At 64.9% G+C, this 11,513-nt stretch carries 11 protein-coding genes; 10 read left to right on the top strand and 1 reads right to left on the bottom strand.

Annotation, left to right across the window (positions count from 1 at the left end; translation table 11 throughout):
• Window positions 1-361 precede the first annotated feature (361 nt).
• The 7 genes from rpmB to HF684_RS17675 all read left to right on the top strand — a co-directional run bounded on the left by rpmB (window position 362) and on the right by HF684_RS17675 (window position 6,420).
• Window positions 362-598 (top strand): 50S ribosomal protein L28, encoded by a 237-nt coding sequence (rpmB, locus tag HF684_RS17705; RefSeq protein ID WP_025779147.1) that lies wholly within the window; start codon window positions 362-364, stop codon window positions 596-598.
• The gene (gene rpmG / locus HF684_RS17700; protein ID WP_197678224.1) at window positions 595-765 is read left to right on the top strand and encodes a 50S ribosomal protein L33; all 171 of its coding nucleotides are present in this window, start codon (window positions 595-597) and stop codon (window positions 763-765) included. The genes rpmB and rpmG overlap by 4 nt, the downstream gene beginning before the upstream one ends.
• A 6-nt stretch (window positions 766-771) precedes the next feature.
• Window positions 772-1,077, top strand: a complete 306-nt coding sequence (rpsN, locus tag HF684_RS17695; RefSeq protein WP_169253553.1) for a 30S ribosomal protein S14 — start codon at window positions 772-774, stop codon at window positions 1,075-1,077.
• A gap of 69 nt (window positions 1,078-1,146) precedes the next feature.
• The gene (locus HF684_RS17690; protein WP_025779153.1) at window positions 1,147-1,434 is read left to right on the top strand and encodes an HU family DNA-binding protein; all 288 of its coding nucleotides are present in this window, start codon (window positions 1,147-1,149) and stop codon (window positions 1,432-1,434) included.
• A gap of 217 nt (window positions 1,435-1,651) precedes the next feature.
• Window positions 1,652-3,709 (top strand): cytochrome c oxidase assembly protein, encoded by a 2,058-nt coding sequence (locus tag HF684_RS17685; protein ID WP_169253552.1) that lies wholly within the window; start codon window positions 1,652-1,654, stop codon window positions 3,707-3,709.
• Between the two features lie 455 nt (window positions 3,710-4,164).
• Window positions 4,165-5,523: an MFS transporter gene (locus tag HF684_RS17680; RefSeq protein ID WP_282433911.1), complete on the top strand. Its 1,359-nt coding sequence runs from the start codon at window positions 4,165-4,167 to the stop codon at window positions 5,521-5,523.
• Window positions 5,524-5,673: 150 nt separating this feature from the next.
• A complete protein-coding gene (locus HF684_RS17675; protein WP_169253551.1) occupies window positions 5,674-6,420 on the top strand; it encodes a 3-hydroxybutyrate dehydrogenase in 747 nt (248 codons plus the stop codon).
• Between the two features lie 89 nt (window positions 6,421-6,509).
• Here HF684_RS17675 and HF684_RS17670 read toward each other — a convergent pair whose 3' ends face one another.
• On the bottom strand, window positions 6,510-7,385 hold the full coding sequence (locus HF684_RS17670) for a LysR family transcriptional regulator (protein ID WP_169253550.1): 876 nt from the start codon (window positions 7,383-7,385) through the stop codon (window positions 6,510-6,512).
• 140 nt (window positions 7,386-7,525) lie between these two features.
• On the opposite strand from HF684_RS17670, the gene mmsB reads away from it, so the two are divergent.
• From mmsB to HF684_RS17655, 3 genes are all read left to right on the top strand, one after another.
• Window positions 7,526-8,431: a 3-hydroxyisobutyrate dehydrogenase gene (mmsB, locus tag HF684_RS17665; RefSeq protein WP_169253549.1), complete on the top strand. Its 906-nt coding sequence runs from the start codon at window positions 7,526-7,528 to the stop codon at window positions 8,429-8,431.
• Window positions 8,432-8,658: 227 nt separating this feature from the next.
• Window positions 8,659-9,399 (top strand): YggS family pyridoxal phosphate-dependent enzyme, encoded by a 741-nt coding sequence (locus HF684_RS17660; protein WP_169253548.1) that lies wholly within the window; start codon window positions 8,659-8,661, stop codon window positions 9,397-9,399.
• A gap of 151 nt (window positions 9,400-9,550) precedes the next feature.
• A complete protein-coding gene (locus HF684_RS17655; RefSeq protein WP_169253547.1) occupies window positions 9,551-11,485 on the top strand; it encodes an NHL domain-containing thioredoxin family protein in 1,935 nt (644 codons plus the stop codon).
• Window positions 11,486-11,513 lie beyond the last annotated feature (28 nt).

The raw sequence follows: 11,513 nt of genomic DNA, 5'->3' as shown, positions 1-11,513 counted from the left end.
TGATGAAGGCCCCGCTGCAGAAGCCGCGATGAATTTGCCCTCCGGCCCGCTGTCTCAGTAAGATTGATTTCTGTTGTGTCGTAGCAGGCAGGTCACCGATCGATCTGTTAGGACACGCATGGTGCTCACCCACCGCTGCACTCCAGCTTCGGCCATCTCTCACAGGCTACGGCTTCAGCGCTGGTGAGACATCTCGCCCGAACGGGCAGACCTGTTTCGGCGTACACAATTTTCACGGTGACAGTCGAGAAAATTTGTTGATGTCTTCCGACATCGGCGCAAGCGAGCGGGGAGAACACTCACGTGTGATTCCGCAGGAGCTTGTTTCGAGAGTCGGTAACTTGTGAACTGGAGGAGAGACATGGCAGCAACCTGCCAGGTAACCGGGGCCGTCCCCGGTTTCGGACACAACGTGTCCCACTCGAAGCGCCGCACGAAGCGCCGCTTCAACCCGAACATTCAGAAAAAGCGCTACTACGTTCCGTCGCTGCGCCGCAACGTCACGCTGACCTTGTCCGCTAAGGGCATCAAGGTCATCGACGCTCGCGGAATCGACGCTGTGGTCAACGAACTCATCGCCAAGGGAGTGAAGCTCTGATGGCTAAGGCACAGGATGTTCGTCCCATCATCAAGCTCAAGTCGACGGCCGGCACCGGGTACACCTACGTGACCCGCAAGAACCGCCGCAACACTCCGGACCGCATCGTGCTCAAGAAGTACGATCCCGTAGTCCGCAAGCACGTCGATTTCCGAGAGGAGCGCTGAGCGCACATGGCTAAGAAGTCAAAGATCGCAAAAGACAAGCAGCGTCGCGTCATCGTTGAACGTTATGCAGAGCGCCGCGCGACTCTCAAGCGTCAGCTGACCCACCCCGATTCCACCGACGAGCAGCGCGAAGAGGCACGCCTCGCCCTGCAGAAGCTTCCCCGCGATGCTTCGCCGGTTCGCCTTCGCAACCGTGACCAGGTCGACGGTCGTCCGCGTGGCTACCTCCGGAAGTTCGGACTCTCCCGAGTTCGTTTCCGCGAAATGGCTCACAACGGCGAGTTGCCCGGCGTTACTAAGTCAAGCTGGTAATCTCGAGGAAGTTCGTCATCGGAAAAACGGACCGGTGACCTACCGACTTGTCCTAAGGAGGACACTTTTATGGCTAAGAACCGCAGTGAGCTCGTTGCAGAAGTCGCCGAGAAGTCCGGCCTGACCCAGAAGCAGGTCTCGGACGTGCTCGATGGTGTCTTCGATGTCTTCTCCGACGTCGTGGCCAAGGGCGAAAAGCTCACCATCCCCGGCTGGCTCTCCGTTGAGCGCACCGAGCGTGCCGCTCGCAAGGGTCGCAATCCGCAGACCGGTGAAGAGATCCAGATCAAGGCCGGCTACTCCGTGAAGCTGTCCGCTGGTTCGAAGCTTAAGGGCGCCGCAGGCAGCCCGAACTGATCGACGCAGCAGCATCAAATGGCCCGGATCGTCTGATCCGGGCCATTTGCTGTCTCAGAACGCCGGCGAACTGGAGGAATCGTCGTCCCCGACGACGAAGTCCACCCTCGCCGAGGCGGCTCCCCGAGATCTCGACCACGAAGGGATCTCCCGGTTGGCAGTGCGGCGACGCCGAACGATATCCTGGGGTCATGTCAGAAGGGGCGGTCCGCGCGCAGTGAGTTCTTCAGTTTTCGAGCCGATCACACGGTTCGTACAACGTGCCGCGGTCCCCATCGTCGTCTTCCTGGGACTCATCGCCGGTCTGGCCGCACTCTTCTTCACCGGAGCAGCCAACCCCACTCTGCTCAATGACCCCGGCTCCGTCGTCCGCTTCGGTCTTCCCGCAGCCAAGTTCGTCTTCAACACTGCGATGTCGCTGACCATCGGTGCCCTCATGTTCGCCGTCCTCATCCTCCCGCGCACAGCCGGCGGTCGCGGTCGCCGACACAAGGGCCCGGTGGCCGACCTGCCTCTCGACCCGCTGTGGACGAGGGCGGTTCGGATCGCCGAATACTCGTCGGTCGTGTGGACGCTGTCCGCGGTCGCCGTGCTCGTCTTCTCATTCGTCGACACCGTCGGTGCCCAGGCCTACCTCGATTTCTCGAATCAGCTCGGCGTCTTCGTCACTCAGATCGCCTACGGGCAGCTGTGGGTGCTCATCGTCGTCCTCATCGCCGTCGCCTCGACCCTGTGCTTCGGCACTCGCTCCCATGTCGGCATCGCCGTTGCCGGAGTGCTCAGCGTCGCCGTGATCCTGCCCTTGGCCCTGATGGGCCACTCCTCGGAGGCCTCCGGGCACACTCAGGCCGTCAACAGCCTCGGCCTGCACATCCTCGGCGCGGTCCTCTGGCTCGGTGGGCTCTTCGTCATTGCGCTGCTGGGAACACGCCTGGCCGCCTCGAAGAACCTCAAGCCGATCATCGAACGGTATTCGACGATCGCACTCATCTCCTTCGGTCTCATCGTCTTCTCCGGAGTCGTCAATTCGCTCCTGCGCGTGAAAGGCGTCGACGACCTGATGACCCCCTACGGGCAGGTCATCCTCGCGAAGGCGTTCGCGACCGTACTGCTCGGTCTGATCGGATTCTGGCACCGTCAGTTCGTCATCTCGCGTTTGGGCTCTGCCGCCTCGGCGACGGTGGAATTCTGGCGCCTCATCACCGTCGAATTCATCCTGTTCGGAATCACGATGGGCATGGCCGTAGCTTTGGCCCGGTCGCAGCCGCCGGTGCCGCAGGAACCGGTGGGCGACCCCACCCCGGCCGAGATCCTCACCGGTGATCCGCTGCCGCCGAAGCCAGACCTGTCCCGCTATTTCAGCGAATGGTCGATGGATCCGCTGTGGATCGCGGTCGCTGTGGGCTTCTCGATCGCCTACGTCGTGGCGTTCATCAACCTTCGCCGCCGCGGCGACAGGTGGCCGGTGCTGCGCCTCGTCAGCTGGCTGGTGGGCATGGTCTTCCTCGTCTACGTCACCTCGGGCGGACCCCGCGTCTACGGTGAGGTGCAGTTCTCCGCGCACATGATCGAGCACATGCTTCTGGTCATGGTCGTACCCCTGCCGCTCGTGCTCGGCGCGCCGATCACCATGCTCATGCGCGGGACGAAGGCGCGCACGGACGGGTCCGTCGGCCTGCGCGAATGGGTGCTCTGGCTCGTCCACACCCCGTATCTGCGCTTCTTCGCCCACCCGATCGTGGCGAGCGTGAACTTCGCGGGTTCGCTGATCGTCTTCTACTACTCGGGAATCATGTACTACGCGCTCGATACGCATCTCGGGCACGAGCTGATGATCGCGCACTTCCTCGGCGCCGGGTACCTGTTCGCCCAGGCCCTCATCGGCATCGACCCTGGCGTCAAGCGCCCCGTCTTCCCGATGCGGCTCGTGATGCTGCTGGTGACGATGGCCTTCCACGCCTTCTTCGGCATCTCGATCATGAGCTCGAACGTGCTGATCGCCGGAGACTGGTTCGGCAACGTCGGCGCAGGTTGGGGCTATACGGCGATCGATGACCAGCAGCTCGGCGGTTCCATCGCGTGGGGCATCGGCGAGTTCCCGACCCTGTTCATCGCGATCATGGTCTGCGTCCAGTGGGCGAAGTCCTCGGACCGGGAAGCCAAGCGCATCGACCGCAGCGAAGATCGCACCGACGACGCCGAACTGCGTGCCTACAATGCGATGCTCGCCTCGATGGCCGAGCGAGACGCAAAGGCGCCTCCGCGCCGGCGGTGAGTTCGGGGCCTCTCTGGTTGGTCGGTGCGGGGGCACGGATGCGGTAGGGGCCGCCACGGTGCGGGGACCACGGCCCTGCGGGGCCGCCTCGGTGCGGGGACTCGTCGCGGGTGTGAGGCGGCTTGTCACGCAGAGCCGATCGTGCCGCAATGGGCCTTGCGGTCGGACCGCAGCAGCATCTGCCGGCTGCACATCAGTTGCACATCCGCTGTGCACGAATATGCACCGGAAATTCTCGGATTATGGCCAGGTCGTGACCAAAAACTCTGTAACGTGGCGCACACTGATCCTTGGATGAGAAATATCCAAGCGCCCGAAACACTGGGCTGAAGCAGGGGGGGGGCGCCGGCCGCGCCGATGCGGTCTGAGTGCCCCGAGCTGTCAGCCGATCGGCGCCAGAGCAAGTCGATTCGCGCATTCAACGGTGACGCGGATTGTGGAAACGAAGGAGTCCCATGAGTTCTCAGAACAATGCTGAGAGGAAGTCGATTCGCGCCCAGCTGCGCAAGGTCGTCGCTGCCTCGATGGCCGGAACGGTCGTCGAATGGTACGAGTTCTTCCTCTACGGTTCGGCCGCCACACTGGTGTTCAACCACATCCTGTTCCCGCCGTCCGACAATCCGCTGACTCCGATCCTGGCCGGCTTCGCCACCTATGCGGTCGGCTTCATCGCTCGTCCCATCGGCGGCATCGTCTTCGGTCACTTCGGCGACAAATACGGACGCAAGAAGCTGCTGCAGCTGTCGATCGTCCTCGTCGGTGTGGCCACCTTCCTCATGGGCTGCCTGCCGACCTTCGACCAGATCGGCTATCTCGCCCCGATCCTGCTCGTGCTGCTGCGCGTGGTCCAAGGCTTCGCCGTCGGAGGCGAATGGGGTGGCGCGGTCCTTCTCGTGGCCGAGCACGCTCCGAACAAGGAACGCGGCTTCTGGGCGTCATTCCCGCAGTCCGGCGTTCCCTTGGGCAACCTGCTCGCCACCGGTGTTCTGTTCGTCCTCACCGCAACGCTGACCGAAGAGCACTTCCTGTCGTGGGGTTGGCGTGTATCGTTCTGGCTCTCGGCCGTCATCGTTCTCATCGGCTACTACATCCGCACCCGCGTCTCCGATGCGCCGATCTTCGACGAGGTTCAGGCCGAGGAGATCGAGGAAGGCGTCGACTACGGCGTCAAGGCCGTGTTCAAGCGCTACCCGCGTGAGGTCTTCGCCGCAATGGGCCTGCGTTTCGTCGAGAACATCCACTACTACCTCGTGGTGACCTTCTCGATCACCTACCTCGCCACGCAGGTGAAGATCGAAGCGGCCGAGATCCTCGGGCTCCTGCTCGGAGCTCACGCGATCCACGCAGTCCTCGTCCCGCTCGTCGGCGCCGCCACCGACCGGATCGGACGCAAGATGCCCTACGCCTTGGGCATCATCCTGACAGCGACGTGGGGCTTCTTCGCCTTCCCGATGTATGACACCGGCAACGCCGTCATGATCTTCCTCGCCCTCCTCATCGGCCTGGTCTTCCATGCGCTGATGTATGCGGGTCAGCCGGCGATCATGTCCGAGATGTTCCCGACTCGCATGCGCAACTCGGGGGTGTCGACCGGCTACCAGGTGACAGCCATCGTGGCGGGATCCTTTGCGCCGATCATCGCCACTGCGCTCCTCGACGCCTTCGGATCCTCGGTTCCGATCGCGCTCTACCTGCTGGCCGCTGCGATCATCTCGTTCATCGCTCTGATGTTCACCCGCGAGACCAAGGGCATCGACCTGCGCTCGCTCGACCATGCAGACAAGGTGCGACGCGGAGTCGCCACTGCCAGCTGAAGTCGGGGCTCAATGTCTGACGGGGGCGGTGTCGGTGAAGACCGGCACCGCCTCTTCGCCTGCCGCGCGGCGCACCTCGATGAATCTTCACCCTCCGCACGGTGGAAGATGGACACGGACCACAGACCCGAACCACGAAAGGGACATCTCATGGGAGACCTCACCAGCAAACGCGCACTCGTCACCGGCGGCGGATCCGGTCTCGGCAAGGCGATCGTTCAGTCATTCGCGCAGGCCGGAGCGTCCGTCGTCGTCGCCGACGTCGACGCTGACGCGGCACAGGCCGTTGCCGACGACATCGGCGGCGAAGCGTGGGCAGTCAACCTGGCGGACACCTCGGCGCTGGACGGCACCGAGCTCGACGTCGACATCCTCGTCAACAACGCCGGCATCCAGCGGATCCACCCGATCACGGAATTCCCGCTCGAGGACTGGCGGCTGATCAACACGCTCATGCTCGAAGCACCGTTCGTGCTCACGAAAGCGGTGCTGCCGAAGATGTGCGAGCGCGGCTGGGGACGCATCATCAACCTCTCGTCCGTCCACGGGCTGCGCGCCTCGGCGAACAAGTCCGCCTACGTCGCGGCCAAACACGGACTGATGGGGCTGACGAAGACGACCGCACTCGAAGCCGGACCGCACGGAGTGACGTGCAATGCGATCAACCCCGGCTATGTGCTCACACCCCTGGTCAAGGGACAGATCGCCGACCAGGCGAAGACGCACGGCATCAGCGAGGACGAGGTCCTCGAGCAGGTGTTCCTCGGCCATTCCGCGGTGCCCAAGCTCGCCGAGCCCGAGGATGTCGCGGCCATTGCGCTCTTCCTGGCCGGGGAGCATGCCGCGGTCATCAACGGCAGCGCTCACAGCATTGACGGCGGTTGGGTCGCCGCCTGACTCGCTCGAGCACACCCTCCCCTCCCAGGACTACCCGACGGCGGCCCAGCAACCTCGCGCCAGGTTGCTGGGCCGCCGTCAGGTAGCAATTAGAGGGATTCTAGGACTTTGCGGACTCCGGCGTTGCGCAGGGACTCGTGACGGACCGAGGCCCAATAGGACACTTTCTTGGAGAACAGCTCCGGCAGCACCTGCACGAGGCGCGAATTGCCGTGGGCGAGGAAGTCCGGCAGGATGCCGATCCCGGCCCCGTGCGAGGTCGCGAGCACATGCGCATGCACCGAGGTGGACCGGAAGAAGCCTGCCCCACGGGGAAGGGCATCGGCCGCCTCGTCGAGATCATCGACCCGCAGCGAATTCTCGATGTAGTAGACCATCCGGTGGTCGGCCAGATCATCCAGCGTCTGCGGCATCGGATGCGAGGAGATGTAGTCCTGCGAGGCATAGAGCTGGAGCCGGTAGTCGCGGATGTGCTTGGCAATCGACCGCGGGGCATCGGGACGCCCGACGACGATCTCGATATCGACACCCGACCGGTACTGCCTGGCCCGCTGCGTGGCAGTGATCAGTTCGATCTGCAGTCCCGGATGCTGCGCCTGCAGTGTAGTGAGCGCCGGAACGGCATACTCAAGGGCGAAGGCCTGCGGACAGGCCAGCCGGATCGTCCCGGACAGAGCCGAGTTCGAATGCGCATCGATGCGGCCCAGCGCGGCCTCGATATCCTCGGCGATCGGCAGCAGCTGGCGCCCGGCGGCGCTGAGCTCCCACCCGTCGGGGGAAGCCACGAGCACGCGATCGCCGTACGCTTTCTCGAGCGCGGCGATGCGCCTGGACACGGTCGTGTGGTTGAGGCCGAGGCTGTGCGCGGCGGCCGTGAACTTCCCCAGTCGGGCGACGGCGAGCAGAGTCAGCAGATCCTCGGGAGCGATCTGCAGACCTGAACTGCCAGGTGCATAGGAAGCCATAGTGGCTCCATTCTATCTGCGTCCGCGCACATAACCGGTGCGGAATAGGTGAGGCGGCCCGCCGGGCTTCCGTCCATCGACTGGCGTACTGTGAGAGGGAACACCTAAGAGTTGCTGAACATGATGCGAGGAGGCATATTATGTCGACGATTGGATGGGTTGGCCTGGGGAATATGGGCCGCCCGATGACTGCGAACCTGGTCAGGGCCGGTCACACCGTCAATGGTTTCGATCTCGTCCCCGAAGCCGTGGACGCAGCCGCGAAGAACGGGGTGAACCCCGTGAACTCCATCGCCGAGGCGGTCGCCGGTGCCGATATCGTCTTCACGATGCTGCCCAAAGGTGAGCACGCCCGCACCGCCTACCTCGAGCCCGACGGTGTCCTGGCCAACGCGGACCAGAGGACCCTCCTCGTCGATTCCTCGACGATCGACTTCGATTCGGCTCGTCTCCTCCATGCCGAGGCGAAGAAGGCAGGCTTCCGCCTCATCGACGGACCCGTCTCCGGCGGAGTCACCGGTGCCGAAGCCGGCACCCTGACGTTCATGCTCGGCGGTGCCGACGCCGACATCGAAGAGGCTCGCCCCTTCATCGAGGCGATGGCCGGCAACATCTTCCACGCCGGTGGTGACGCCGCAGGTCAGGCCGCGAAGATCGTGAACAACATGATGCTGTCGATCAGCCTCCAGGGTGTCGTCGAAGGCGCCGTGCTCGCCGATCGCTTCGGCCTCGACCCGAAGGTCTTCCACGATATTGCGAAGGTGTCCTCCGGTGACTCCTGGCCGCTGCGTACGTGGTACCCGGTGCCGGGCGTGACGACGACGGCCGCAGCGAACAACGAGTTCCAGCCCGGCTTCGCCACCGCACTCATGCACAAGGACGTCGGCCTGGCCCTCGCCGGTGCTGAGACCCAGGGTGTCGAGCTCCCGGCCGCCGCCCTCGTCCACGCGCAGCTGCAGAAGCTCATCGACGAAGACCTCGGCGGACTCGACACGTCCGCCCTGATCAAGAACATCGACCCGAACGCCGAGGGTCTGCCGAAATAGGCACTGTAACGGGGCCGAGTCGGCACCGAGTTGCGGACGATCCGTGTCGAAGAACCACAATGATTTCGACACGGATCGTCCGCAACTCGTTTCCCGGCCCGGTGGACCGGCTAGGTGGACCGGCCCGGATGCGGGCCCGTTCCCGTCGCGACACCTGGTGCGGGACTCGGCCGCCGGAGCATCCTCGGCGACCTGAAACTTCGTGCGGCTCATGCAAGACTGGAGTCATGAGTACGCCTGATTCCACCTCCCCGCTGTCCGCCGACGACATCGCCGCCATCACCGGCAGCCTCGACGAGGTTGCTGATCGGGCCCGGGCCGCCGCCGAGGCGAGCGGTCGCAGCGGGGACGATGTGCGCGTGCTGCTGGCGACGAAGACGCAGCCGGCGGAGAAGATCCGCGTCGCCCTCGAACACGGGTTCACGCTCATCGGCGAGAACAAGGTGCAGGAGATCACCGGCAAGGCCGAGGCGCTCGCCGACCTCGATCCCGAGACCCACCTCATCGGACCGCTGCAGCGCAACAAAGTCAATCACACCCTGCGGCATGCTCAGTGCATCCAGTCCGTCGACAACCTCCCGCTGGCCGAGAAGATCAACAACCGCCTCGACGTCCTCGACGAGACCGTCGACTACTTCATCCAGGTCAACACCTCCCGCGAGGACTCGAAGTTCGGTGTCGCACCCGAAGACGCCGAGGAGCTCATCACCGCGACCCGGGCACTCGGCCGGATGCGGCTGCGCGGACTCATGACGATCGGACTGCCCGGCAGCAGCCCCGAAGAGATCCGCCCCAGCTACTCCGACCTGCGCGAGCTCAGCGAGACGCTGCGCGGATCAGGGGTCATGCCCGCCGAGGCGACCGAGCTGTCGATGGGCATGAGCGGCGACTTCGAACTCGCCATCGCCGAAGGAGCGACGATCGTCCGCGTCGGATCGAGCATCTTCGGCGCCCGCGACTACTCCTGACCGCTCGTCCGCGCCCGCGACTACTCCTGACCGGTCCTCCGTACCCGCACGGGCCGACTCGGCATCCGCCGCATTCCCGGGCGGGGGAGAGAACCGTCACTTGATGACGTTGGGAAGGCCGCCTCGGTGGAGGATCTGCGATCATAGAACCATGAACAGCAGTCCAGATATCTCCGCGTCAGCCACCTCCTCGGCACGGGACGTCAAGGTCCGTGCGCCCGAACTCGTCGGTCGCCGGTGGATGAACTCCGGCGGCAAGGATCTGACCCTGGCCGATCTGCGCGGAAAGGTCGTCCTCCTCGACTTCTGGACGTTCTGCTGCATCAACTGCCTCCACGTCCTCGACGAACTGCGCCCGTTGGAGGAGAAGTACGCCAAGGAGCTCGTCATCATCGGCGTGCACTCGCCGAAGTTCGAGTTCGAACGCACCGTCGAAGCCGTCGACCAGGCCGTGGAGCGCTACCAGGTCGAACACCTCGTCCTGGACGATCCCGACCTCGTCACCTGGCAGGCGTACACCGCTCGCGCCTGGCCGACCTTGGCCGTCATCGACCCCGAAGGCTACCTCGTGGCGACCATGTCCGGTGAGGGCCATGCAGCCGGTCTCACCGAGATCATCGAGAGCCTCATCGAGGAGCACTCGGCCAAGGGCACCCTCCATTCCGGCGACGGCCCCTACGTTCCGCCGCCGGCCCCCGAGACGGATCTGTTCTACCCGGGCAAGGCCACTCGCCTGCCCTCGGGCCACCTCTTCGTCGCTGATTCCGGACACCACAGCCTCGTCGAATACGACGACGACGCGGCCACGATCATCCGCCGCATCGGCACCGGTGAACGCGGCCGCGTCGACGGCGACTTCGCCTCGGCGAGCTTCAGCGAACCCGGCGGCATCACCGTGCTGCCTGCCGACCTGGCGGCCGAAGTCGGCTACCAGCTCGTCGTCGCCGACACCGTCAACCACACCCTGCGCGGAATCGACCTGACGAACGAGACGGTCACGACGATCGCCGGCACCGGTGAGCAGCACATGGTCGGCGCCATCGACAATGTCCGCGGCAAGCCCGGTGAGCTGGGACGATATGACGGGCCCGCCCTTGATGTGAAGCTGTCATCGCCGTGGGATGTCCTCTTCGTCCCCTCCACCGCCGAGGTGGTCGTGGCGATGGCAGGCAACCACACCCTCTGGTCTTTCGACCCGAAGGCCGGCACGATCCGCATCCTCTCGGGCACGATGAACGAAGGTCTGGTCGACGGCGATGGGGAGTCTGCGTGGTTCGCTCAGTCCTCCGGCCTCGACCTCGGGCCCGAGGGCGAGGTGTTCGTCGCCGACTCCGAGACCTCGGCGATCCGCCGCCTCGACCCGGCAACCGGTGAGGTGGCCTCACTGGTAGGCGTCGGTCTCTTCGACTTCGGCTTCCGTGACGGGCCCGCCGCCGAGGCGCGCCTGCAGCACCCGCTGGGCGTGCGCAGTCTGCCCGACGGGTCGGTCGCGATCGCCGACACCTACAACGGTGCGATCCGCCGCTTCGACCCGAAGACCGAGGAAGTCACGACTCTGGCGCGCGGACTGCGCGAACCCTCGGACATCGTCCTCATCGACAATGCGGGCACCCCCGACGACGCCGAACTCATCGTCGTCGAATCCGCGGCGCATGCGCTCACTCGGGTGAAGCTGCCCAAGGACGCTCAGAAGGTCGACGAGGGCGCGCTGACGACGAAGCGCCCGTCGACCGAGATCGCCTCCGGTCCGGTGTCGCTGACCGTGAGCTTCACGGTCCCGGCCGGTCAGAAGCTCGACGACCGCTGGGGCGACCCCACGTTCCTGCAGGTGTCTGCGACGCCGCCGGAACTCATCGTCTCCGGAGCCGGCGGAGCCGAAGGGCTCAGCCGCGATATCGTCATCGATCCCGAGTTCGCCGAGGGAGTGCTGCATGTGACTGCGCGGGCCGCCGCCTGCGATGGCGAGCCCGGGGGAGAGATCCCGCTGCACGCGGCCTGCCACCTCTACCAGCAGGACTGGGGAATCCCCGTCGAGCTCGCGGACTCGGCGCCGAACGAACTCACCCTCGACCTCCGGGGCGCCTGAGCGCTCGGCCACCGGAGCGAGGGCCGCA

Source organism: Brevibacterium sp. 'Marine' (assembly GCF_012844365.1).
Lineage (GTDB): Bacteria > Actinomycetota > Actinomycetes > Actinomycetales > Brevibacteriaceae > Brevibacterium.
The sequence above is the reverse complement of the archived record's forward strand: the minus strand, read 5'-3'. Positions and strand labels throughout refer to the sequence as shown.